Source organism: Pseudomonas syringae, assembly GCF_002157375.1.
Lineage (GTDB): Bacteria > Pseudomonadota > Gammaproteobacteria > Pseudomonadales > Pseudomonadaceae > Aquipseudomonas > Aquipseudomonas syringae_T.
Window position 1 is genome coordinate 75,964 of record NZ_MTSA01000005.1, and the last position, 23,950, is coordinate 99,913.

At 58.1% G+C, this 23,950-nt stretch carries 19 protein-coding genes and 1 pseudogene; 8 read left to right on the forward strand and 12 right to left on the reverse strand.

Annotation, left to right across the window (positions count from 1 at the left end):
* The first annotated feature begins 6 nt into the window (after positions 1 to 6).
* Positions 7 to 411, forward strand: a complete 405-nt coding sequence (gene arnF, locus BW686_RS07410) for a 4-amino-4-deoxy-L-arabinose-phosphoundecaprenol flippase subunit ArnF (protein ID WP_245399172.1) — start codon at positions 7 to 9, stop codon at positions 409 to 411.
* Positions 389 to 1,783 carry a UDP-glucose dehydrogenase family protein gene (locus tag BW686_RS07415; protein ID WP_084915698.1) on the forward strand — a complete coding sequence of 465 codons (1,395 nt, stop codon included), beginning with the start codon at positions 389 to 391 and terminating at the stop codon, positions 1,781 to 1,783. The genes arnF and BW686_RS07415 overlap by 23 nt, the downstream gene beginning before the upstream one ends.
* Before the next feature lie 22 nt (positions 1,784 to 1,805).
* On the opposite strand, the gene BW686_RS07420 is transcribed toward BW686_RS07415, so the two are convergent.
* From BW686_RS07420 to BW686_RS07445, 6 genes are all read right to left on the reverse strand, one after another.
* Positions 1,806 to 3,281, reverse strand: coding sequence for an ArnT family glycosyltransferase (locus BW686_RS07420; RefSeq protein ID WP_084915926.1), 1,476 nt, complete (start codon positions 3,279 to 3,281; stop codon positions 1,806 to 1,808).
* A 188-nt stretch (positions 3,282 to 3,469) separates the two neighbouring features.
* Positions 3,470 to 4,489 (reverse strand): hypothetical protein, encoded by a 1,020-nt coding sequence (locus BW686_RS07425; RefSeq protein ID WP_084915699.1) that lies wholly within the window; start codon positions 4,487 to 4,489, stop codon positions 3,470 to 3,472.
* 362 nt (positions 4,490 to 4,851) lie between these two features.
* Positions 4,852 to 6,456 carry a hybrid sensor histidine kinase/response regulator gene (locus tag BW686_RS07430; RefSeq protein ID WP_084915700.1) on the reverse strand — a complete coding sequence of 535 codons (1,605 nt, stop codon included), beginning with the start codon at positions 6,454 to 6,456 and terminating at the stop codon, positions 4,852 to 4,854.
* A 156-nt stretch (positions 6,457 to 6,612) separates the two neighbouring features.
* Entirely contained in the window at positions 6,613 to 7,713 is a 1,101-nt protein-coding gene (locus BW686_RS07435; RefSeq protein WP_084915701.1) for a family 1 glycosylhydrolase, read from the reverse strand.
* A 29-nt stretch (positions 7,714 to 7,742) separates the two neighbouring features.
* Positions 7,743 to 8,939 carry a UDP-galactopyranose mutase gene (glf, locus tag BW686_RS07440; protein ID WP_084915702.1) on the reverse strand — a complete coding sequence of 399 codons (1,197 nt, stop codon included), beginning with the start codon at positions 8,937 to 8,939 and terminating at the stop codon, positions 7,743 to 7,745.
* Positions 8,927 to 10,120, reverse strand: coding sequence for a glycosyltransferase family 1 protein (locus BW686_RS07445; protein ID WP_084915703.1), 1,194 nt, complete (start codon positions 10,118 to 10,120; stop codon positions 8,927 to 8,929). Before BW686_RS07445 ends, glf begins: the two co-directional genes overlap by 13 nt.
* Positions 10,121 to 10,474: 354 nt before the next feature.
* Between BW686_RS07445 and galE the strand changes: the two are divergent.
* Positions 10,475 to 11,486, forward strand: a pseudogene (galE, locus tag BW686_RS07450) (UDP-glucose 4-epimerase GalE).
* Positions 11,487 to 11,519: 33 nt separating this feature from the next.
* Here the strand turns inward: galE and BW686_RS07455 are convergent.
* Together BW686_RS07455 and BW686_RS07460 are read right to left on the reverse strand one after the other, a co-directional pair.
* Complete coding sequence (locus tag BW686_RS07455; RefSeq protein WP_084915704.1) at positions 11,520 to 12,068, reverse strand: cupin domain-containing protein; 549 nt, start codon at positions 12,066 to 12,068, stop codon at positions 11,520 to 11,522.
* 110 nt (positions 12,069 to 12,178) lie between these two features.
* Positions 12,179 to 12,943, reverse strand: a complete 765-nt coding sequence (locus BW686_RS07460; RefSeq protein WP_084915705.1) for a gamma-glutamyl-gamma-aminobutyrate hydrolase family protein — start codon at positions 12,941 to 12,943, stop codon at positions 12,179 to 12,181.
* A gap of 126 nt (positions 12,944 to 13,069) precedes the next feature.
* On the opposite strand from BW686_RS07460, the gene BW686_RS07465 reads away from it, so the two are divergent.
* The 3 genes from BW686_RS07465 to BW686_RS07475 all read left to right on the forward strand — a co-directional run bounded on the left by BW686_RS07465 (position 13,070) and on the right by BW686_RS07475 (position 16,191).
* Positions 13,070 to 13,957, forward strand: a complete 888-nt coding sequence (locus tag BW686_RS07465; protein WP_084915706.1) for a LysR family transcriptional regulator — start codon at positions 13,070 to 13,072, stop codon at positions 13,955 to 13,957.
* A 146-nt stretch (positions 13,958 to 14,103) separates the two neighbouring features.
* On the forward strand, positions 14,104 to 15,168 hold the full coding sequence (locus BW686_RS07470) for an aromatic ring-hydroxylating dioxygenase subunit alpha (protein ID WP_084915707.1): 1,065 nt from the start codon (positions 14,104 to 14,106) through the stop codon (positions 15,166 to 15,168).
* A gap of 72 nt (positions 15,169 to 15,240) precedes the next feature.
* A complete protein-coding gene (locus BW686_RS07475; protein WP_084915708.1) occupies positions 15,241 to 16,191 on the forward strand; it encodes a PDR/VanB family oxidoreductase in 951 nt (316 codons plus the stop codon).
* Here the strand turns inward: BW686_RS07475 and BW686_RS07480 are convergent, their stop codons facing one another.
* The 4 genes from BW686_RS07480 to BW686_RS07495 form a co-directional block, all read right to left on the reverse strand.
* The gene (locus tag BW686_RS07480) at positions 16,192 to 16,902 is read right to left on the reverse strand and encodes a GntR family transcriptional regulator (protein WP_084915709.1); all 711 of its coding nucleotides are present in this window, start codon (positions 16,900 to 16,902) and stop codon (positions 16,192 to 16,194) included. It lies immediately after the preceding gene.
* Positions 16,903 to 16,977: 75 nt separating this feature from the next.
* A complete protein-coding gene (locus BW686_RS07485; protein ID WP_084915710.1) occupies positions 16,978 to 18,948 on the reverse strand; it encodes a putative bifunctional diguanylate cyclase/phosphodiesterase in 1,971 nt (656 codons plus the stop codon).
* Between the two features lie 413 nt (positions 18,949 to 19,361).
* Positions 19,362 to 20,054 (reverse strand): ATPase, encoded by a 693-nt coding sequence (locus BW686_RS07490; RefSeq protein ID WP_084915711.1) that lies wholly within the window; start codon positions 20,052 to 20,054, stop codon positions 19,362 to 19,364.
* A 138-nt stretch (positions 20,055 to 20,192) separates the two neighbouring features.
* Complete coding sequence (locus BW686_RS07495; protein ID WP_084915712.1) at positions 20,193 to 21,092, reverse strand: LysR substrate-binding domain-containing protein; 900 nt, start codon at positions 21,090 to 21,092, stop codon at positions 20,193 to 20,195.
* Between the two features lie 140 nt (positions 21,093 to 21,232).
* On the opposite strand from BW686_RS07495, the gene BW686_RS07500 reads away from it, so the two are divergent.
* Positions 21,233 to 22,573: an MFS transporter gene (locus BW686_RS07500; protein WP_179149208.1), complete on the forward strand. Its 1,341-nt coding sequence runs from the start codon at positions 21,233 to 21,235 to the stop codon at positions 22,571 to 22,573.
* An 18-nt stretch (positions 22,574 to 22,591) separates the two neighbouring features.
* Positions 22,592 to 23,866 (forward strand): glucarate dehydratase family protein, encoded by a 1,275-nt coding sequence (locus tag BW686_RS07505; RefSeq protein WP_084915714.1) that lies wholly within the window; start codon positions 22,592 to 22,594, stop codon positions 23,864 to 23,866.
* Positions 23,867 to 23,950 lie beyond the last annotated feature (84 nt).

Here is a 23,950-nt window from a genome sequence, read left to right on the forward strand (position 1 = left end):
TGCGCCATGACCAGTGTAGTGCTGGTCAGCTCGGCGCAATTGGGTATGCGCTGGGGCATGAGCCACTTGCCACCCTTCCTGCACTGGGCGGCCCTGCAGGACGACGCACCGATCGACCTCAATGCAGTCGTTGTGATCATTGCTTCGATCATCGCGTATGCACTCTCCATGCTTTTCTGGCTGCTGGCGCTTCGGCATCTGCCCCTGAGTCGCGCCTATTCATTACTGAGCATCAGCTACGCACTGGTTTATACCCTGGCCGCCGTTCTGCCATTTTTCCATGAGGCATTCACAGTATCGAAAACTGTGGGTGTCACGCTGATCGTGGCAGGTGTCTTGACCATCAACCTCCGGCGCGTCCCCACCCCACAACATCAGGATATTTCTCATGAAAATCAGCGTTTTCGGTAGTGGATATGTCGGCCTTGTACAAGCGACCGTGCTGGCCGAAGTCGGCCATGATGTTGTCTGCATGGACATTGATCAGACCAAAATCGATCAGCTACGCCAAGGCCAGGTGCATATTTTCGAGCCTGGACTGGCCAACCTGGTGCGTGAAAACCTGGATCACAAGCGCCTGCATTTCACCACCGACGAGCAACTGGCAGTTGAACACGCAGACGTGCTGTTCATTGCGGTAGGTACGCCCTCGCGGGAAGACGGCTCCGCCGACCTCAGCGGCTTTTTCGCGGTGGGCGATGCAATTGCCCGGTATCGACGCGAACCGCTGATCATCGTCGAGAAGTCCACCGTACCGGTCGGCAGCGGCGACGCCTTGCGCGCCCATATCGACAAGGCCCTGCGTCAGGCCGGCAGGTTGCTGCAGTTCGATGTGGTGTCCAACCCTGAATTCCTCAAGGAAGGCTCGGCGGTCAACGACTGCCGTCGCCCGGACCGGATCGTCATCGGTTGCGAAAACGACGCAGTGCGCAAGGTCATGCGCGAGCTGTATGCGCCGTTCAACCGCAACCACGACCGGATCATGTTCATGGACCTGCGCAGCGCCGAACTGACCAAGTACGCGGCCAACTGCATGCTGGCGACCAAGATCAGCTTCATCAACCAGATCGCCGAACTGGCGGAACACTTGGGCGCGGACGTCGAGTCCGTGCGCCTGGGCATCGGCGCTGACTCACGCATTGGCTACGATTTCATTTATCCCGGCTGCGGTTATGGTGGCTCCTGCTTCGGCAAAGACATTCGCGCGTTGATTCACAGCGCCAAAGAGGCCCATTGCTCAAACGACCTGTTGTCGGTGGTCGAAGCCATCAATGAACGACAGAAGAGCAAGCTGTTCGAGCGGGTCAACGCTTTTTACCAGGGTGATTTGCGTGGCAAGACGTTTGCGCTGTGGGGCCTGGCGTTCAAACCCAACACCGATGACATGCGTGACGCGCCCAGCAGAGTATTGATGGAGGCCCTCTGGGCAGCCGGCGCTACCGTTCGAGCATTCGACCCCGAAGCCATGCAGGAAACCCAACGCATTTACGGTCATCGCAAGGACCTGATCCTGCTGGGCACGCCGGAGGCGGCGCTTGATGAGGCCGACGCGCTGATCATCTGCACGGAATGGCAGCAGTTCAAGGCCCCGGATTTCGAGTTAATCCAGCAACGACTGGGCGCGCCGGTCATTTTCGACGGGCGCAATCTGTATGACACCGACCGCCTGGCAACCCACGGCTTCCACTATTTCCCCATCGGCCGCGGGGAGTCTTGCGACCTGCCTATCCCGCAGAAACAGTGGACGCCTTATAACCCGTTGGTCAGCAGCCAGGTCGTGTAAGCACGCTCGTCTGGCTGCCTGCTCAATGGCTGGCAGCCAGTGGCCCCTGACTGACAAAATAATAGACACGGTCTCCGACCTTGACGCTGTCAACGATCCGCAACGGTGGCTCAGGCGCAGACAGGCTTTCCATGATGGCGATGTTGTCGCCGGAGCGCGTCAGGAACGTATTCAGCTCAGCGCTGGTATTGAACGTGTCCAGCAAACTCTGGCTATAGAACACGCTGGCACCTGCAAGCCGCTCGCTGGGCTGGAACAGCACGACATGGCGACCTTCAATCTGCAGGGCATGGACCTTGTCGGTCAGCGGCACAAATGACAACTGCCTGTCCGCTCGGGGTGCCAGCCACAGCGCTGCCCCCAGATACCCGGCAACCACCAGCGATACACCTGCCGTGGCCATCAAGCGTCGATTTCGCACCATAAAGGCGGCTATCGCAGAACGCACAGACAGCGCCTGTACCCGCTCGGCCAAAACAAAAACGTACTCCGCTGCAATCACCGCTGCTGCGGGTGCCAGCGACATCAGATAAACCATGCGTTTACTGGACGCCAGCGTCAGCAGCAGGAACTGCGCCACCAGCCACACGCTGAAAAACAGCAGATAGCGGTTCGTGAGGAGCTGTCTGCGAAAGTGCCACAGGCCCAGGTAGACAAGCATATTCCACGGCAAAAATGCCTCGGGCAGCTTTGTCAGGTAGTAATAGAAGGGTTCGTAATGACCAGCGTCCTCAAACGAGCCGCTGAAACGCCCCACGCTGTTGGTCCAGAGCACCTCTTTCAATAAGGGCACTCCGCCCTGCCCGTACAGAAAATACAGCCATACAAACAGCGGCACCAAAGCCAGAACAGTGAACATTGCCGGACGTAACCAATGGGCTGGCACGACACGCCGTTGCCGCACGGACTCACACACCAGCCAGGCAAAAATCACCACACCGGGCATCGCAAGCCCCAGCACGCCTTTGCTCAAGGTCGCTACGGCGATGCCCAGCGTGAACAGCCACCAGAGACCTGTTGAAGAGGTGTTTGCGCGCGAACGGTCGCTCGCATGAAAAAAGGCCAGCAACGCCATCGTCACCCCCAACGTCAACAAGGCATCTTCGCCCACTTGCCGCGAATTGCTCCAGAAACTGGCCTGGGTCGCGAGCAGAAAGGCTGCTGCCCAAGCCACGCGGGCCGGGCGTCCGAAACGGCGCAGTTGGGTGTAAAGCAGCCATATACTGAACAGCCCCGCGAAGGCAGAGGCCAGCCTGACCGCCCAAGGTGTTGCGCCAAACTGGCGAATAGCCGCAGCGTCCAGCCAGACACTCAGCGGCGGTTTCTCCAGAAACGGCTGATGGTTCAGTGTTGGCGTTACCCAGTTACCGCTGAGTTGCATTTCCATGGCGATGCCCGCCACCCGAGGTTCCGTCGAATTTTGCAGTTGGTGATTACCCAGCGCGAAGAACAACAGTGCAACACTCAACAGCATCAACGAAAGAGCACGGGAAGTGATCAAGGCGCATACCGATGTTTAAAAGAGGTCAGGTCCGGAGGGAGGTTTGGCTGTCGGGAGTATAAGCGGCCAAGTGTTGAAGAATTGTTAAGCGCCAGGCGCATTACCGCACTCACGCTCATGACAAAAAATGGGGAGCCATAAGGCTCCCCATTCCTGTGCTTCAGTTTACGAGTGACGCCCCGGTATCAGACCGCAGCAACCACCTTGGCTGGCGGCTGAGTACGACGACCCAATACACCGGCACCCGCTGCAACCAGACCCGAAATCACCAGCGTGATCAGCAGGATCCAGGCACCTTGCGAAACGCGCTTGGCAGTCACTTCAGCCGCTTCGCGAGCTTTCTGTTCTGCCTGTGCTTTCAGCTCCTGATACTTGGCATAAGCCTGACGGTAGCTGGCCTGAGCCTGGTCAACAATCTGGTTGGCCTCGGCATCGGTTTTATTGCCACGGGCCTTGATCAGATTGACCAGCGCCTGACGATCGGCAGCATCCCAAGCCTGGTCGCCCTTGGCTTTGATACGGTCCATCAGGCCGCCCAGTTGTTCATCGGCTTGCTGAGGGTTTTGAGCGCTTTGCTTGGCAGTGTTCTGCGCGTCTTGCTGAGTGGCCTGAGCCTCTTGCTTGACGTTGTCCGGGTTTAGTTCAGGCTTGCCTGTCTGGCGCATGGCTGTTTCGATCTCGCCCTGAATATCGTCCAGGTTGAAGTCGATGCCTTGTTCGCGCAGTTGGTCCTGAATCTTGCCGCCCACTGCCGGCGCGACCTGAGCAATACCGCTGCCCAATGCCGACATACCGCTGCCGGCCAGATTGAGGCCACCACGAACCACACCGGTCACGGCGCTGGAAACCAGATAAACGGTGATCAGCGACACCGACGCCCACACCAGCAGACCGTGAAAAGCACCTTCACGCTGAGCCAGACGTCCTGCCGCCCAACCCCCTACGAACAGCGAGATCACGGAACTGACCACCACCCAGATGCCTGCGCCAGTGCCGATTCCGGAAAGCGGATTGGCTTCCTGCATAGGATCAATACTGGCGGAGCCAATAGCGGTACCCAATAGATTCAGCAAAAGCGAAACAACCATGGCCAATACAACACCGGCCAGAATCGCACTCCAGGATATACGTTTAAGCAATGGGGCCATTGCATGAGTGTCTTGATAGATAGGGGCGCCTGGGGCGATACGGTCGTCGCGAATCATAGTAGTGGTCCTTTGAGTCATTGGCAGAGAACGCAGAGAGGTCCGCGTTCTAATTTAATGACCTGATCAGCACGTCAGAAGTTTAAAACTTTTCATCACTTTTTTTGAGCGATTAAAAAAACAGGTCAACGGCTGAATATTCAAGGAACGTCATGTCTCATCCTTGTTCCAACGGCGTCACTGTTTGGCAGCACCGTAATAAACAATGTGCCTGTAAAGAACGTTGTCAGTTGTCTGTTAATACAACCCACGGTCAAAAGAGTCTGCCGGGCCGCCCACGTGGAACAGACCGTCAGTTGATATTAAAACGCAGGAATAATGAAGGGAGGAGCCGAACAGCGTGTCCGGCTCATTTCACAGGCTCAGGTAACCCCGTTCGGCCCGTCCAGCACTTGCCTGACCTTCCGGGCGAGGTCATGAGGCATACAGGGTTTGGAGACCACATCAAACTCGGCCCCTCCGATATCCGTTCGCTCGATAGAACTTTCGGCATAACCGGTCGTCAACAACACCTTTACTTTCGGATAACGGCGTTTGACTTCACGCGCCAACATCACGCCGTTCATGCCACCCGGCATGATCAGGTCGGTAAACAGCAATTCGTACGTGCAACCGGATTCAAACTTTTTCAATGCCTCTCGTGCATTGAGGGCAATGTCGGAGACATAACCGTAATCATCCAGCACCATCTTCGCCAACTCGGCAACGTCCGGCCGATCTTCCACAATCAGAATGCGCTCACTGCTGCCAAGACGCTTCTCTGTTGCTTGAGGCGATTCGGTTTTTGTCAGCCCGGCTTCGTCGACCGGGAAATAAAGCCGTAGCGTCGTGCCGATACCTTCTTCAGTATAAATACGTGCCGCACCGCCCGACTGTTTGGCGAAGCCGTATACCATCGACAGGCCAAGCCCGGAGCCTTTGCCCTCTTCCTTGGTGGTAAAGAACGGGTCCATCACCCGGTCTCGGATGCTGGCAGGCATACCGATCCCGTTGTCGGTCACGGCAATGCTGACATAACGGCCAGGCAGCAAACCGTCGTAGGACACATTGGCGAGTTCATCGACGACCAGGTTGCGCGTCTCGATAAACACCTTGGGGTTGGACCTGCCGATCAACGCATCCCGAGCGTTGATGAAAATATTGAGCAACGCGACCTCTGCCTGGGTCGGGTCAATACGGCAGTTCTTGAGGGCTGGTTCAAGATCGGTTTCGATCATCACTTCCGGCCCAAAAGTGCGCTCCAGAAGCGATTCGGTGGTGGACACCAGGCCGTTGAGGTTCAACACCCGCCCTTGCAGCTTCTGTTTACGGGCAAAAGCCAGCAATTGCTTGGTCAAGGTGCTGGCCCGCTCAACAGCAGACTTGGCGTGATAGACACTGCGCCGCACACGCTGCACATCAATGTCGGATTTCTCCGCCGCACTGCCGATCAGATCGATATAACCGCCCATGACCTGCAGCAGGTTATTGAAGTCGTGGGCAATACCGCCGGTGAGTTGCCCCAGGGCTTCCATTTTTTGCGCTTGACGCAACGCTTCTTCCGCGTCCTTGCGACGGCTGATATCCAGCTGTGACGCAAAGAAATAGATCAGATCACCGGCGTCGTTATACACCGGAGAAATGAACAGCGCATTCCAGAAAGACGAGCCGTCTTTGCGATAATTGAGAATCTCGGTGGAGATATCCGTCCGATCCCGAATGGCTTCGCGAACGGATTGCACCACCGCCCGGTCGGTGTCCGGCCCTTGAAGAAATCGACAGTTGGTGCCGATGATCTCGCTTGCCGAATACCCGGTCATTTCCAGAAACGCACGATTGGAAAAGATAATGGGATTGTCCGGACGATTAGGGTCCGTCACGATCATCGGCATACGCGTCGTTTCTACCGCCGCGAAAAAAATATCCCTGCCTTCATGCTGGATATCTCCCGTCGCAGTATTGTCGACACGGGCTTTATTTTCCGACACGCCAGAAACTCCAGAACGATTGATAGAAGCAGAGGTAATCTCCAAGGCTAGGACTGGCAAACACTCAAAAGGGTTCTCGGCTTTCTGACAAAAAGCGGATTATATTCCTTTGAATTGCAAAAAAACCCGAAAATGGTCGTTTGGCAGGGTCATTGACTATCTGTTTGACCGGTTGAGTGCCGCGAACGCGGCGGCGGTAATGCGCAATTCCCCCTGCAACGGGCTGAAAACAGTCCGCTGGCCTTGACTGTCGGCGTACCCCAAAAGCCCTGCAGGGCAATGACGATTATTATCCCAGCCGGGGTAATCAAGAATCGGATACCAGCACAGCCCCTCGACAGGTACACCGGCCATCTGTGCCTGCATCACCTCGCCGGTGACGTACTTGCACCAGCTCAGGCGCTGTTCGTCCTCCGCGCCGGTTTCGGAAATCAATAACTGTTTCCCGTAACGCGCATGCAGTTCCTTCAACATGCCTTGAAAAGGCCGGTATTGCGGCTCACCAGGCACCAGACGCCGCCCGTTGAACACCCACTGGTTGTGCGGGTAAAAGTTGACGCCGAGCACATCCAGGTAGTCGGGGTGCCCACCCAGCCCAGGCCACAGTTTCCCGGCCAGCAGGTCCCAGGCTTCAAACTGTGCGCGCCGGTAATTTTCTGCGGCCTGCGCATCACGGCTTTTGCGCGTCCCTGGCACCACATGAATCAGCGGTTCGGCCTGAACAAAGCGTGCATTGGGCTCGACTTCGCGTATGGCATCAATTGCTGCGATGCTGGCCCGCACCAATTGATGTTTGAGTTCCATGCTCCGATGCTCGGCGCAAGGGTTGAAGTAAGCGACTTCTCCTCCCGCCCAGCTCCAGAATGAAATCTCGTTGATGGGTGAATAGACTGGCGCGCACTCCCCTTCATCCTTGACCACTTGGGCCACCGCCGCCGCGAAGCGCGCGAAACGCTCCACAAACTCCGGCCTCCAGATGTCCAGATTGTCGGGGTAGCCGTAATGGCACAGATCCCAGATCACCTGGGTCTCGCGGTCCCGTGCCGCGCGCAACATGGGCAGAAAGCTGCTCCAGTCGTAACGGTTGGGGATCGTCTCTATCAAGTGCCAACGCAAACCGTCACGAACCGTGCGTATTCCGCAGGCCGCCATCGCCGCAAAGTCCTTGTCGGCCCAGCGGTCATGGCCTGTGGAATCAAGCAGGTCCAGTCTCACGCCGTCGCAACGGCGTTGACTGGAACACTCGAAGCCGCCCATGAGAAAGCTATCGAACAGCCGTGGCGTGCTCAACGTCTCGCAGGCCGTGCAACGGAATCGTCCGGCATCGACTCAGGTACCGGGGCCATGCTTGCTTCCAGCAAGCGTTGATACGCCGCCAACGCCTGACCGACCACCTGATCCATGTTGTAGTACTTGTAGGTGCCCAGCCGACCGAGAAACGTCACGTTGTCCAGTTCGTCAGCCAGCAACGCATAACGCTTGTACAACTCGGCATTTTCCGGGCGGGGAACAGGGTAATACGGATCGCCTTCAGCGCAGGGAAACTCATACGTCAGGCTGGTCCGGGCATGTTGCTGGCCGGTGAGATGCTTGTACTCGGTGATGCGGGTATAGGGCACCGTCTCATCCGGGTAATTGACCACGGCCACCGATTGAAACTGTTCCTGATCAACGGTTTTATGCTCGAAACGCAATGATCGATAGGGCAAGTGCCCATAACAGTAATCGAAATACTCGTCGATCGGACCGCAGTAGACCAGGTGCTGGTAGTTGATACCTCTAGGTAGGCCTTTAAAGTTCGTCCCCAGCGAGACATCGATCAATTCGTGATCCAGCATCCGCTCGAACATCCGGGTATAGCCCAGCAAGGGCATTTTCTGGAAGCTGTCCGTAAAATACCGGCTGTCCGTGGTGGTCCGGGTCGGCACTCGCGCCGTGACGGATTTGTCCAGTTGCGACGGGTCCAGCCCCCATTGTTTGCGGGTATAGCCACGAAAGAACTTCTCGTACAACTCGCGGCCTATCTGATTGATCACCACGTCTTCAGAGGTTCGTATCATCGCCACCGGTTCGGCCCGGCCAGTAAGAAACGCTTCGGCTTCCTGCTCATTCATGTGCAACCCGTACAGACCGTTAAGCGTATCCAGGTTGATCGGCACAGGCAGTAACTGACCGTCTACCCTGGCCAGCACGCGGTGTTCATAGTCGCGCCACTCGGTAAACCGTGACAGATAGTCGACAATGCGCTGAGCGTTGGTGTGGAAGATATGCGGCCCGTACTGATGAACCAGCACACCGGCATCGTCGAGGTGATCATAGGCATTGCCCGCCACATGTGGCCGACGGTCGATCAACAGAACGCGCTTCCCCATGCCGGCGGCCAGTCGTTCTGCCAGCACACTCCCGGCAAAGCCCGCACCGACGATCAAAAAGTCGTAGTGCTTAGGTTTGAAAGAGTCTGGTTCAAGTGTTATCCGAGGCATTGGATCTGCTCCTGAACCATCACGCGGGTGATTTGCGCTTTCATGGCTGCACAGGTGCTGTCCCAGGACTTGCCGGCGAGCACCGCATCGGCTTTCTGCAGAAACCCGACAGTACCCTTTTGGCTCAAGGCTTCGATAACGGCTAGCGCGAACCCTTCTGCATCTTTCGCAATAGCCACTGCACCGCAGTCACCATAAGTTCTGACCACATCGGTAATCGGCGTAGAAACGACCGGGCATCCGCCGGCCAGGTATTCCGGCGTCTTGGTGGGGCTGATGAAACGGGTCGATTCGTTCAAGGCAAATGGCATCAGCGCAACATCCCAGCCGGCCAGATAAGTGGGCAGTTCGTCGTAGGTCTTGCCGCCCAGATAATGAATGTTGGCCAGCCGTGGCAGGCTTGCCGGGTCAATCTTTACCACCGGGCCAATCAATACGATATGCCAGTCGGGCCGGGATTCGGCCAGCTGTCGAATCAGCTCAATATCAAAGCGCTCGTCGATGACACCGAAAAAACCGAGTCGCGGATGCGGGATGTGTCGCTGATCGACCGGGTCGTGGTCGTACGGCGCGTGACGGGCGGTAGCGAAGTGTTCGATATCGACGCTGCTGGGCATGGCATGGGCATTGGCGTGCTGCAAACGCTTGACCTCCCACAGGCTGATGCCTCCGGTGAACACCACATCCGCGCGCTTCATCAGCGCTTGCTCCTGCCCCACCAGTTCGGGCGGCGCACCCTTGAAGGCGGACAGCTCGTCCATGCAATCGAAGATGGTTACCTGCGCGTCCAGATGATGAGTAAACGCCAGGCTCATGGGCGTGAAGTACCAGAGCAACAACTCGTCGAACGGTTGCGTTTCGAGAAAATCATCCAGCAGCTTGCGCTGACACACCGTCACGTCATGGGCCGGCATCCCAGAAGGCAGGTGCGGTACCAGCACGGTTAGCCCGGCAGTGTTCTGAGGGAGTCGTTCAAGCCAGACACGGGCAGAATCCGACAGAACAGGCTCTTCCAGAAACAGCACCTCATAATCCTGCGCCATGCGCGACATGATGTGCTGCGGACGCTGGTACACAAATCCCCACCGCAGGTGGGAGAGGCACAACAGCAAAGGCCGTGTTGCGGTTCCGGCTCGGGTCGAGGCCGGCACAGTGGAATGAATCGTCTGAACACCGTTCATACAGTTTCCCTTCTGTTAAAAGTTTCGGATGAAACTGAAGGGCGCCGCGGAGGGCTGAGCTTCGACTGCATTCATGGTGATAGATACGCGGTGACCCGCCATATAAGCATTGAGATGCCATTGGCGGCAACCTGTTCAAGGGTTCCGATGAAGGGTCTGTGCCATCGGGAACAAATCGTTGAACTCCCCCGCGCAATCAAGCCCTTAATCTTGAGCGAATGCTTTTTGGCACCTGCAGTACGGCATGCCCACAGCGTGGTCTGGTCCTGATTTTCGCAATGAACCCCTTTTTTAATCGGCAAGGGGCTATCAGTTCGCCTCTTGCGAGGCGGCGAACATCCAGGAAGGACAGCCATGATTCTGGTTACCGGAGGTGCGGGATATATCGGCGCTCATGTAGTGCTTGAGCTGCTCAACGATGGCAGCGACGTGTTGGTCCTCGACAACTTGTGCAACAGCACGCGAGAACCCTTGAAACGGGTCGAATGCCTCAGTCGTCGCCACGTTGATTTGCAGCCGTGCCACGCTGCACAGGGTGTTCGCTCACTACCCCATTACGGCCGTGGTGCATTGCGCCGGGCTCAAGGCCGTGGGTGAAAGTGTTCGGGAGCCGCTGCGCTATTTCGAAACCAATGTCAGTGGCAGCGTCAACCTGTGTCAGGCGATGGCCGACGCCGGTGTATTCAAGTTGCTGTTCAGCTCATCGGCGACCGTGTACGGCGACGGTGGACGAATGCCGCTGAACGAAGGCTGCCCGGTGGGTCTTCCGACCAATCCCTACGGGCACTCCAAGCTGATGGCCGAGCATGTCATGAAGAGCGTTGCCCTTTCGGACCCTCGCTGGGCCATCGGTCTGTTGCGCTATTTCAACCCGATAGGTGCCCACCCTTCAGGCCTGCTGGGTGAATCGCCGCGTAACATCCCGAATAACCTGCTGCCATTTTTACTGCAGGTGGCCAATCGGCAACGCCCGGCCCTGCACATTTTCGGCAATGACTACCCGACACCGGACGGCACAGGCGTGCGCGACTACCTGCATGTCATGGATCTGGCTGACGGTCACCTGAAAGCGCTGGAGCGGATTCGTAGCACACGTGGCGTATCGATCTGGAACCTGGGAACCGGACGGGGTTACTCGGTGCTGGAAGTGGTTCAGGCGTTCGAGCGGGTCTCGGGAAAAACAGTCCCCCTGGTGTTTGAAGCTCGACGCGCTGGCGATATCGCGGCGTGCTGGTCCGACCCGTCAAAGGCGATGCACGAACTGGACTGGCGCGCCCGATACGACCTTGACTCGATGCTCACGGACGCCTGGCGCTGGCAATGCATGAACCCGCAGGGCTACACGCCGACGGCGCTGGTGGGTTGAGTTGTACGGCGGTCGTTGACTTTCAGCGGCTGCCTAGAAGTTGGCGGGCGTATTGGCACTGACAATCTCGGCTTCATCCTGGCCGATGTTGCGGAAGCGATGCGGGAGCGTGGTCGGAAAGTAGTAGCCGTCTCCCGGACCGAGGATGTTGACCTGACCGTCAATGGTCAGCTCCACGGTGCCTCGTGTGACCAGCCCGCACTCCTCGCCTTCGCTATGCACGATGGGCTCTTCGCCAGAATCTGCACCGGGCGCGTACTGCTCGCGCAGAAAACGCATCTGCCGACTCGGCAGGGTCGCGCCGACGAGCAGCAATCGCACCCCGTTGCGGCCCAGGTCAGGCTGGTCACCGGCCCGGAAGACATACTGATCCGGCCCCGGAGGCTGATCAAAAGTAAAGAAATCCGCCAGCGTCATGGGGATGCCTTCGAGCAGCTTCTTCAGTGAGCTGATCGAGGGGCTGACACGGTTCTGTTCGATCAGGGAAATCGTGGCATTGGTCACACCACTGCGTCTGGCGAGTTCGCGCTGCGACAGCTTGTAGCTTTCACGCACCAGCTTGAGTCGTGCTCCCGTATCCATAGAGGCCTTATGCGAAAGATATCCGGTGAATAACGCAAAGCCCCGGCGTAATGAACCGTCATTTGCCGAGGCCTTAAAGCCGGATATTAAATCACGTTTGCCGGCAACACTCAGCCGCTGATCACTTCGTCACGGTGTCGGGCATACGCCAGGCAGGCCTCACGAAACGCAGTGAACATGCGCAAAGACACCGGGTTGTCCCTGAATGCCCACTCCGGGTGCCACTGCACACCCAGAACAAACCCCGGAGCACCGGGCAGTGAAACCGCTTCTACCAGCCCGTCAGGCGCCAGCGCCTCCGCGCGCAAATCCAATGCCAGTCGATCAATGCCCTGGCTGTGCAGGCTGTTCACCTCGAACCCCGGTGCCAGGCCGAGCGACTCCAGCAGGCCACCGGGCTGCACTTGCACCGCATGCTGCGGCGCGTACTGCACAGACAGCACCTCGCTTTTTGGCTCGCGGTGGTCCAGATAGCCCGGCAGTTCCTGCACGCGCTGATGCAGGCTGCCACCCAAGGCGACATTCAGCTCCTGAAAACCACGGCAGATGCACAACACCGGCACACCGCGAGCAATGGCGGCCCTGAGCAGCGGCAATGTCGTCCGATCCCGAAACACGTCATGGACGGTACCTTCCAGGCTCGGCGCGCCCTGATAATGGTGCGGTTCAACGTTGGACGGTGATCCCGTGAACAGCAAGCCATCGAGCGAAGCCAGCAACTGTGCAGGCTCGGTGGGCACGTCGAGCGCTGGCAGGATCACTGGAATGCCGGCAAAACCGGCAGCCTCGACGTATTTGTCGCCTGCGGTATGAGACGAGTACTTGCCCAACTGCTGGCGGCAAGCGGTGACACCGATCAAAGGAAGTCGTGACATGGTGAACCCTTCATGAAATCAAGCACCCGGACAGCACAGAGTCGGCTATCCGGCAACGATGAAACCAGTCTAGGATAGTCACTGACGCAAACGACATGGGCATTCTGGCAAGGGAACATTGCAGCCATGCAATATGAAATCAATCACGCTGACCTTTCACTGGTATTGGCGCTGGTTCGGGGCCGGACGTTGGCGCGGGCTGCCGAACTTCTGCATGTCGATATTTCCACGGTATTCCGCTCGATCCGCCGCCTGGAAGCAGCGCTCGGCGCAGCGCTCTTCGAAAAAAATCGTCGCGGCTACATTCCCACCGACACGGCCCAGGCAATGGCCGAGCAGGCAGAACAGGCAGAAATGGCGCTCGCCGCTGCACGGGTGGCCTTGCAACAAGGTGAACACGTGGTCAGCGGCACGGTTCGCCTGACCTGTACCGATGCCGTACTGCACAGCCTGCTGTTGCCGGCGCTCGCGACGTTCATGCCGCAGTACCCTGCCCTCACCCTTGAACTGGCGACCTCCAATGCGTTCGCCAACCTCAGTCGCCGGGATGCCGACATTGCGCTGCGCCTGACCAACTCGCCGCCCGAGCACCTGATCGGACGATGCCTGGGCAGTGCCGACTACCTCATCTGCGGTCGCGCCGACTACCGCGAGGCACTGGCGCAGAACCCTGCCTCGGTGCCGTGGATCAGCCCGGACGACTCGATGCCGGACCACCCCTCGGTGATCTGGCGCAAGCAGGCGTTCCCGGCCGTCATACCGCGCTACCGCTGCAGCAGCATGTCGGCCGTTTCTCAATTGGTCACTGCGGGGATGGGCGTGGCGGCGATAACGGACTTTACGGCCCGAAGCCTCACCGGCGTGGAGTGCCTGAGCGAACCACTGGCGGGTTGCCGCACCGACTTGTGGCTGCTGACCCGCCCTGACTGCCGGGCACTGCGCTCTGTCCAGACGTTGCTGGAAGCGATGGCGCCCTTGTTACGAGCGGCGCTGGTGGCCGACGCAGCACGCTGACCAGGTCGCTGTGGATCCATTAAATAATAGTTAATCAAATTAATCATTGGATTAATGCCTTTCCTGTGGCATTAATGAACTCAAGGAAATCAAGTGCTCATCCCTGTGGATCCATAAGACCAATAACCGAACCGTGGAGAACCCTCATGCACCCGAAAAATGCGTGGTATGTCGCTTGCACTGCTGACGAGATCACCGACAAGCCGCTCGGCCGTCAGATCTGCAACGAGAAGATGGTGTTCTACCGTGATCAGCACCAGCAGATCGTCGCCGTCGAAGACTTCTGCCCGCACCGGGGCGCTCCGCTGTCGCTGGGTTATGTCGAGAACGGGCAGTTGGTGTGCGGTTACCACGGGCTGGTGATGGGCGGCGACGGCAAGACCGTCTCGATGCCTGGCCAGCGGGTTCGGGGTTTTCCCTGCAACAAGACCTTCGCGGCCGTCGAGCGTTATGGCTTTATCTGGGTATGGCCGGGCGACCGGGAAAAAGCCGACCCCGCCCTCATCCACCATCTGGAATGGGCAGTCAGTGATGAATGGGCCTACGGCGGCGGTCTGTTTCATATCCAGTGTGACTACCGCCTGATGATCGATAACCTGATGGACCTCACTCACGAAACCTACGTGCATGCGTCAAGCATCGGCCAGAAGGAAATCGACGAAGCGCCACCTGTCACCACCGTCGAAGGCGAAGAAGTCGTCACCGCACGGCACATGGAAAACATCATGCCGCCGCCCTTCTGGCAAATGGCCTTGCGCGGCAATAACCTCGCAGATGACGTACCGGTTGATCGCTGGCAGATTTGCCGCTTCACCCCGCCCAGCCACGTCATGATCGAAGTGGGTGTGGCGCACGCGGGCAAAGGCGGCTATCACGCGCCGCACGACGTCAAGGCCTCGAGCATCGTCGTCGATTTCATCACCCCCGAAACCGATACCTCCATCTGGTACTTCTGGGGCATGGCACGCAACTTCAACCCCGGTGATGAGCAACTGACAGCCACGGTCCGCGAAGGCCAGCGCAAGATTTTCAGCGAAGACCTGGAGATGCTCGAACGCCAGCAACAGAACCTGCTTCAACACCCTCATCGCAACCTGCTCAAGCTCAACATTGATGCGGGCGGCGTGCAGTCACGCAAGATTCTGGAGCGCCTGATCGCTGCCGAACAGGCCAGTACGGGTGAACAGATTCCGGTCATGGCCACCAAGTGACCGGTGCGACCAGGGCCACAAGCCTTGAAAACAATCAGAAGTGACCCTGCGGCGGTCACCCGAGGAACCATCATGATCGACGTGACCGTGTCATCGCGCAACGACGAGGCGCTGGATATCTGCAGTTTTGAACTGGTGCGCACCGATGGCGAGCCGCTACCGCCTTTCACGGCCGGCGCGCACATCGACGTTCACCTGCCTGACGGTCTGATTCGACAATATTCGCTGTGCAACGCCCCCGACGAGCGTCACCGTTACCTGATCGGCGTACTCAACGACCCGGCCTCACGCGGCGGGTCGCGCAGCCTGCATCAACAGATCCAGCCGGGCGCATCGTTACGCATCAGCGAACCGCGCAACCTGTTCCCACTGGCCGCGAACAGCCGTCGCACGTTGTTGTTTGGTGGTGGTATCGGCATTACGCCCATCCTGTGCATGGCTGAGCAACTGGCAATGGACGGTGCGGATTTCGACCTGCACTACTGCATACGCTCCGCCGAACGCGGCGCTTTTATCGAGCGTTTGAAGCAGTCACGCTTTGCCGATCGGGTAACGCTGCACCTCGATGAACAACCGGGCACGGCACTGAACGCCGCCCAAGTGCTGGCCGACCCACTGCCCGACACCCACTTGTACGTCTGTGGCCCGGGTGGCTTCATGCAGCACATCCTCGACAGCGCCCGTGCGGCGGGATGGTCTGAAGACAACATGCATCGGGAGCATTTTTCCGCCGAGCCGATAGACACCAGCAACGACGGCAGCTTTTCAATCGAGATTGCCAGCACTGGCCAGGTGCTGGCCGTGCCGGCCAACAAGACCGTGGCTCAGGTGCTTGAAAGCCACGGTATCGACATTCCTCTGTCCTGCGAACAAGGCGTCTGCGGCACATGCCTGACACGGGTATTGAAAGGCATCCCCGATCACCGGGATCTGTTTCTGACCGAAGACGAGCAAGCGCTCAACGACCAGTTCACGCCCTGCTGCTCGCGCTCCAGAACGCCCCTGCTGGTACTCGATATCTGATCAGTCGGCGGGCTGGATGACCTTCATGCGATCAGGCACGCCTGCGCCGAATATCTCGGCATAACGCAGCGTGGCATTGGCGTGCTCACGCATGATGGCTTCAGCGCGGGCACTCTGGCCATTGATCAGCGCATCCACCACAGCGTGATGCTGCATGTGCGCGAAATTGAAGCGCCGGTATTCGCGAATCAGGTTGTTGCGATCCACAGCCAGTGCCGTGACCGACGCAAAAGGCAGGTGATCGTTACGTGCCAGCGCATCGGCAATGGCCCGGTTGCCGCTGCCTTCCACAATCACGCGGTGCAAGCGCATGTTCAGGTCGTGATAGACCTCAAGATCATCTTCGGTGACGTGGCCCTTTTCGAACAGCGAGTCCCCCAGATCCAGACAGGCCTGAAGCTCCTCCCGGGCTTGCTGCGTCAATCCGCGCTCGGCCAGCTGCCGTGCCGCCAGCCCCTCCAGCACACCGCGCACATCCACCGCGCCGGCGATCTCTTGCGGGGTGATCGAGCGTACCTGAAAACCGCGTCCGCCAAAGGGCACAAGCAAGCCTTCCTGCTCCAGCGTGCGGAACGCCATGCGCACCGGCATGCGAGAAACGCCGAACAATTCGGCAGTCGGCACTTCCATCAACCGTTCGCCAGCCGCCAGCTCGCCTGATGCGATCATCTTGCGCAGTGCGACAAGCACGGTCTGTCCGGGTTTGCTCATGAAAAGGGTCCGGTAGGCATCGAAAAATGCATCTTACCCCACTCACGCACCGGTGAACGGTTCAAGCACAGCCGATCAGATACGGCACGAGGCTGCATAGCCAAACGTGCGCTCGTCATCCGGCGTTTCAATCCAGACCAGGGTCTCTTCAAAACTGATCGGCGGACTGTAAAAGTAGCCTTGCACCATCGTACAGCCCAGGCTCGTCAACGCATTCAGTTCATCCTGCGTCTCGACGCCTTCGATCACGCAGCCCAGCGACATGTCCAGACTCAGGGCAACCAGCGACTTGACGATCTTGTAACTGGCCGGGTTGTCATGCACGCCGGTCACAAAGCTGCGGTCGATCTTCAGCTTGGTCAATGCCAGGGCGTGCAACTGACTGAGGCTGGAGTAGCCGGTGCCAAAGTCGTCCAGCGAAATGCCGCAGCCCAGTTGGCGAAACTGGGCAATGGCTTGTTGAACCTGGCCGATGTCCTGCATAACGGCAGTTTCAGTGATCTCCAGATCAAGACGTGAGGCATCGAACCCGCTGTTTTCGATAATCTCGACAATGCTGTTGACGCTTTCCCAAGTGGCGCAGTCGTGTGCCGACAGATTGAACGAGAGCCTGATCGGTGATGGCCAGGACAGCGCTTTCTGCAACGCGTGGGTCAGTAAAGGCGCTGTCAGTTTGTTGATCATGCCGATCCGTTCGGCAATCGGGATGAAGTGCGCGGGCGACACCGCCCCGAGTTCAGGGCTGTTCCAGCGAGCGAGCGCTTCGAACGCGACCGTTTCACGCGTACAGCTTTCAATGATCGGCTGAAACAGGACATGAAACTCGGTGTCCAGGTTCGCCCGCCGCAACGCCTGTTCGGTCACGCCATCAGCGTGCAACTGCTCACGGTGACTGGATGAAAACAGGCACGTGGACCCCGGGTTATGGTTCTTGCCTTGGTAAAGGGCGTAATCCGCGTATTCAAACAGTTGGGTGGCATTATCGGCGGTGGCCGGAAACGTCGCGAAGCCCAAAGTGGCACCGATCTGGATCGGCATGTCCGACAACTCGAAACTTTCATGCATCAACGCACAGAGATGCTTGCCGAACATCAGCAATGCCTCGTTGCTGATGTCGCCTTTGATGACCAGCGCGAACTCATCGCCCCCCAGTCGAGAAACATGCACTGTGTCGCTGGCGGCAGTGGTCAGACGCTCGGCAACCAGCATCAGCATCCGGTCGCCGATACGATGGCCGTAAAGGTCGTTGACCGGTTTGAACCCGTCCAGGTCCAGCACGCCCACTGCCAGCCCGCTGCCCTGCGCCAGCGCCTCGTTCATCGCAGCGTCCAGCGTCTGGAAAAACTGCCGCCGATTGGGCAGCCCGGTCAGGCTGTCCTGATTGGCCAGCAACAGGTTTTCATTGCTCAGTTGTTCAGTTCTGACCTGCACGTCCACCAGACTGGTGAAGTCGCGGTATTGATAGCGAAGAATGATCAACATACCAATCGACACCAGCACGATATTGGCCGCTGTCGCAATGAACGTGATGTTGTGTGTCGAAGCGAAGAAAATAACGAACGCTGTATTGACGATCACAGCCGTGGTCAAGGCGGCGGGTTGCAAATGCATCATGCAAAAGATGCAGACAATCACCGTGATCCCCATGAAGAACGCAACGTGCGCCTGGGTGTAAGCATCGCCATAGGGATAAAGCGACAATGACCATCCCGCAAAAGCGGCGGCGATAATACCCGCCAGCACATTAGTGCCACGCAACGTGGCCAGAATCGTACCGGGGGCCGGCGCGGGCCTGTTTACTGTCAGTAGCCACTTGCGCGCGCGGATACCGCACACCACCGTCAGAACGGTCGGCACTAACAACGTCAGCCACACGGGAGCGGTTGCCCAATGCGTAAACGCGAGCGCCCAGGTGTTGACCAGCAGCACGAAGTACATCAGGGGCAATTGTCGGGACAATGCAACGTATTGGGCCTGCAACAGCCTCGGGTTACCGGAAGGCACAGACATCAGGGTGCGCAAGGCACCCGGGAGTTTTCTCAGCATCGCAAGGCTTCTCTGTCACTACAGTCAAAGCGCACGTGGCTTGCTGCTCATCATGCGAGTCAGGCCATAACCTGCTCACCTGTCATGCTCTCGGCAGGTGTGATTAATTCTTTACGGTAAAACCGAACCACGCATCGGTTTTAAATAAAATAAACAGGCTGTCACTCGTCCAGCACCTGTTCGACCCTGATGTCTGGCGCAGGTAAAGAACAATAAAACTAAGACAGCCGGATCTCGCAGACATTCAAAAACGGTATAAAAGACCGCGCAAGGCGTCAGACAACGTTTCATTCGACGCCTTTATAACGTTTGTCCGGTCATCACACAGGAGGCACACAGCGCCGTGAAATACATGCCAACGTGAAAGTTGGCACACTTATCAACCGGGTTGGTATTAATCGATAAACACGCGCTCAATTAGCCGCCACCTGCGCCTGGTCGGCTTGCATCACCAGCGACTTGAGCGACACATCGAACTGCTTCAACGCATTCACCTGAAGTTCACGCTGTTGATCGATCTGCGCAGCAATCTCGGGAGCGGCCTTGCCTTTCACCCAGACTGACGTCATTTCCTTCACCACTTCGCCTTCCGCCTTGCCGATATAGCGCAGATTGCTGTCGTAAAACCGCGCCATGAAACGCGCTTCGACCTGACTGTTGCGCTTGCTCACCAACCGGTTATAAGTGTCGAGCATCACCACCACGTCCGGGCGCGCCTGCATCAATGCATCCAGGTTGTCGTAGACCGTCACCGAAGCAAACTCTTTCTTCAGCGAACCCACTAGCCAGTCGGTGGCCAGTTCAGGATCTGAACTGCTGATGAATGCATTGCGGATGCGTGAATCAAGCTCGCCGTTCTTCCCGCTTCTGAGCGCAACCGAGTGGTAGTTGTTCAGGTACTGAAGATTGCTGACGGTGTTTTCGCTGTACAGCACACCCACCGATTGAGTGTGTTGAAGGCTGGCGGCACTGTCGACGACGGGCGCGAAATGGCAAGACTGTTCGGAGGTGGTAGTGGCGGAAGAGACGGCCGCACCGGCAGGTGCCGTGAAGGCAACACTGGTGCTTAATACGGCAGCAAGCGTCAACAGAGTGAACATTCTCATCGCGTCGTCTCCCTTGGAGCAAGTGGCTATGACGCCATCCTCCTCCTTTGCCGGAAAAACAGAACTTGCCTTGCTTGATGATGACTATCGACTGAACAAATGATAGTTGATGCCCACCACCTGCAAGGTGTTTCAGACTTATTTTTCATCCGGCCTCACGGCCGCACGAATCGCTTCAAGCAGCATCCTGCAAGCCGGATTGTCATTGTCCGAACGCCAGACCAGATGCAGTTCGCTTTGCACCCCCTCGCCCAGATCAATGCCACGAAAAACAACATCCTTGAACACCACATTGGTCGCGCAACGCGGCACCAGTGCCAGGCCCATGCCAGCATTGACCAACGCCAGGATAGTCAGTGACGACCCAAGCCATTGGACATACTCCGGAGCCACTCGTGCCGAACGAAACATACCGGTCAGCAGTTCGTTGAACGGCGGGTAGGCCGAGTGCGAATACATCAGAAAAGGAACGCCATCGAGATCTGCAACGCCCACAGCGTCGGCACGGGCCAACGGGTGGTTGCGCGGGACCGCCAGTACAAAAGGCTCACGCACCAGGCACTCGCTCTCATAGCCCGGCTGGAACAGTGGCGCACGGACAATGCCCAGATCGATGCGCCGCGCCCTCAACGCTTCATGCTGCTGGTAGGTGTTCATTTCCGTCAGGGAAATTTTCACTTGCGGCTGCTTGAGCCGCGCTTCGGCGATCACTCTCGGCAGAAACTCATACACCGCGCTTCCCACAAAGCTGATGGTCACCGAACCGATATCCCCCTCCGCGAAGCGCCGGGCAGAAATGGCCGCTTGCTGCGCCCGCTCCAGCAGGGTCTGGGCTTCGATGAAAAACGCCCGGCCTGCGGCCGTCAATGCCACGCTGCGGGTGCTGCGCGTGAGCAGTTCGACGCCGAGGTTATGTTCCAGCAACTGAATCTGCCGGCTCAGCGGTGGCTGAGTCATGTTGAGTCGTTCGGCAGCACGGCGAAAATTCAGCTCTGTCGCCACCGTGGTAAAGCAGCGCAATTGCGAAAGCTCAAACATTGATCCATTCCGGGTATCAATCAAGTCAATAACTAGATTAGACGGGAATAATCAACGCGTCCATGATCGGCTCATCCCTCAAAAAAACAATGAATGGGAGTCGCCTCTTGAATACCGCCCCTTACACGCCGGACGTCACGGTGCTTGCCCGTGCAGCCTCCAAAGTGAAACGCCACGTGTTGCCGCTGTTCGTGGTGATGTTCATCGTCAACTACATCGACCGGGTCAACATTGGCTTTGTGCGCAGCCATCTGGAAACCGATCTGGGCATCGGCGCTGCGGCTTACGGGCTGGGTGCCGGGTTGTTCTTTGTCGGTTATGCGCTGTTTGAAGTGCCGTCCAATATGCTGCTGCAGCGCTACGGCGCCCGCGCCTGGCTGACCCGCATCATGTTCACTTGGGGCGCCGCAGCAATGGCCATGGCCTTCGTGCAGGGCGAAACCAGCTTTTACGTGTTGCGCTTCATCCTTGGCGCGGCGGAAGCCGGTTTCTTTCCGGGGATCATTTACTACTTTACCCAGTGGCTGCCCTCCAGTGATCGTGGCAAGGCGATGGCGCTGTTTCTCAGTGGTTCAGCGATTGCGTCGGTCATCTCCGGCCCGGTATCGGGCGCGTTGCTCAGCGTGGAAGGGTTGAACCTGCATGGCTGGCAATGGATGTTTCTGATCGAGGGCTTCGCCTCCATTGCCCTGTGCGGCTTTGTCTGGTTCTGGTTGCAGTCGCATCCGCATGAAGCACGCTGGCTGAGCGATGAAGAAAAAACCGTACTGATCTCTGCCATCGCTGAAGAACAACGTCTGCGGGAGGCCAGCCAGACCGTCAGGCCATCGGTCTTCAGGTTGCTGGCTGACCGACAGATTCTGCTGTTCTGCTTCATCTACTTTTCGGTAGCGCTGACCATCTACGGCGCAACGTTCTGGCTGCCGAGCATGATCCGCAAAATGGGCAGCTTCAGCGATTTCGAGGTCGGCCTGTTCAACTCGGTGCCGTGGATCATCTCGATTGTCGCCATGTACGGTTTTGCCGCCCTTGCCGCGCGCTTCAAACACCAACAGGCATGGGTTGCGGTCACGCTGGTGATTGCCTCTGTCGGCATGTTCATGTCGACCATTGGCGGTCCGGTATTCGCTTTTGTCGCTATCTGTTTCGCGGCAATCGGCTTCAAGGCCGCCTCCGCTCTGTTCTGGCCAATCCCTCAAGGCTACCTGGATGCACGCATCGCCGCAGCGGTGATCGCGCTGATCAACTCCATCGGCAACCTGGGCGGTTTTGTGGCCCCCACCACTTTCGGTTTCCTGGAGCAGACCACCGGCTCGATTCAGGGTGGGCTGTACGGGCTGGCCGCCACGTCACTGCTGGCCGCCATCGTGATTTTCTTCGCCCGCACCACTCCGCGCGGTGACAAACGCCTCTCTGACACCGAGCCAGCCGCGTTGCACAACGCCGGTCCACTTGGCACCCCTTCCAGCCTCAAACCCTGACCCTCGGGAGACAGCCCTTTGAAAATCACACGTGTGACCGTCACCCCTATCGCCTTTCGCGATCCGCCGCTGCTCAACGCCAGCGGCATCCATGAGCCCTTTGCTCTGCGCTCGATCATTGAGGTGGAGACCGACAACGGCTACATCGGCCTTGGCGAAAGCTACGGCGACGCTCCGGCACTGGCGATTCAACAACAGGTGCAACATCAGTTGATCGGCGTCGACCCGTTCAATCTCAATCTGTTACGCAATATTGTTCAGGCAACGGTAGCAGCGCACAAACCGGTCAGCCTGGCCGGTGCCGAACTGGCGCCGGGTTCACATGCCAGCAAGGCTGTCAGCAATGCCTATTCAGCGTTTGAAGTGGCGTTTCTGGATGTGCAGGCCCGTTCCCTGAACAGGCCTCTGGTGGACCTGCTCGGCGGTGCAATTCGCGACCGGATTCCGTTCAGCGCCTACCTGTTTTTCAAGTACGCACAGCACGCCGACACACCTTATGCGCCCGACAGTTGGGGCGAAGCGTTGAATGAGGAACAGATCGTCGCCCAGGCGCGACGCATGATTGACGCCTACGGTTTCAAAAGCATCAAGCTCAAGGCCGGGGCACTGGACCCCGAGCATGAAGTGTCATGCATCAAAGCGCTGAAAAAAGCGTTCCCCGGTTACCCGCTGCGTATCGACCCCAACGGCAACTGGTCGCTGGAAACGTCGATTCGCATGGCCGAACTGCTGGGCGATGACCTGCAATATTACGAAGACCCGACGCCGGGCCTGGAGGGCATGTCTGAACTGCATAAACGTACCGGCCTGCCTTTGGCGACCAACATGGTCGTGACCGATTTCGATGAATTCCGCCGCAGCGTGGCGCTCGACAGTGTGCAGATCGTCCTCGCCGATCACCACTACTGGGGCGGCCTGCACGACACTCAAGTGTTGGCGAAGATGTGTGACACGTTCGGCCTTGGCGTGTCGATGCACTCCAACTCTCATCTGGGCATCAGCCTTATGGCGATGGCTCATGTGGCAGCGTCAGTGCCTAACCTGGATTACGCCTGTGACACCCACTACCCGTGGCAGGAACCGGACGAAGAAGTCATCAAGGGTGGAAAACTGCCGATTGTCGACGGTTGCGTCAGCATCACCCGCGCGCCCGGCCTGGGGCTTGAGCTGGACTACGACCAGCTAGGCAAGCTCAACGACCAGTACCACAGCTGCGGCATCCGACAGCGCGATGACGTGAGGCAGATGCAGAAGTACAAGCCAGAATGGAAGGCGGTGAAGCCGAGGTATTGAGGGCGTCCGGTCCGAGTCAGTCAGCGCTGAAGGGAGGATTGACCTGCTAACGTACCGGGGAGTCTTCACACTGACACTGGCCCT

Coding starts and splice junctions, on each gene's coding strand:
- arnF (WP_245399172.1), top strand. CDS start 7: ATGACCAGTGTAGTGCTGGTCAGCTCGGCGCAATTGGGTATGCGCTGG.
- BW686_RS07415 (WP_084915698.1), top strand. CDS start 389: ATGAAAATCAGCGTTTTCGGTAGTGGATATGTCGGCCTTGTACAAGCG.
- BW686_RS07425 (WP_084915699.1), bottom strand. CDS start 4,489: ATGATTCGCGACGACCGTATCGCCCCAGGCGCCCCTATCTATCAAGAC.
- BW686_RS07435 (WP_084915701.1), bottom strand. CDS start 7,713: ATGGGCGGCTTCGAGTGTTCCAGTCAACGCCGTTGCGACGGCGTGAGA.
- glf (WP_084915702.1), bottom strand. CDS start 8,939: ATGCCTCGGATAACACTTGAACCAGACTCTTTCAAACCTAAGCACTAC.
- BW686_RS07445 (WP_084915703.1), bottom strand. CDS start 10,120: ATGAACGGTGTTCAGACGATTCATTCCACTGTGCCGGCCTCGACCCGA.
- BW686_RS07455 (WP_084915704.1), bottom strand. CDS start 12,068: ATGGATACGGGAGCACGACTCAAGCTGGTGCGTGAAAGCTACAAGCTG.
- BW686_RS07460 (WP_084915705.1), bottom strand. CDS start 12,943: ATGTCACGACTTCCTTTGATCGGTGTCACCGCTTGCCGCCAGCAGTTG.
- BW686_RS07465 (WP_084915706.1), top strand. CDS start 13,070: ATGCAATATGAAATCAATCACGCTGACCTTTCACTGGTATTGGCGCTG.
- BW686_RS07470 (WP_084915707.1), top strand. CDS start 14,104: ATGCACCCGAAAAATGCGTGGTATGTCGCTTGCACTGCTGACGAGATC.
- BW686_RS07475 (WP_084915708.1), top strand. CDS start 15,241: ATGATCGACGTGACCGTGTCATCGCGCAACGACGAGGCGCTGGATATC.
- BW686_RS07480 (WP_084915709.1), bottom strand. CDS start 16,902: ATGAGCAAACCCGGACAGACCGTGCTTGTCGCACTGCGCAAGATGATC.
- BW686_RS07485 (WP_084915710.1), bottom strand. CDS start 18,948: ATGCTGAGAAAACTCCCGGGTGCCTTGCGCACCCTGATGTCTGTGCCT.
- BW686_RS07490 (WP_084915711.1), bottom strand. CDS start 20,054: ATGAGAATGTTCACTCTGTTGACGCTTGCTGCCGTATTAAGCACCAGT.
- BW686_RS07495 (WP_084915712.1), bottom strand. CDS start 21,092: ATGTTTGAGCTTTCGCAATTGCGCTGCTTTACCACGGTGGCGACAGAG.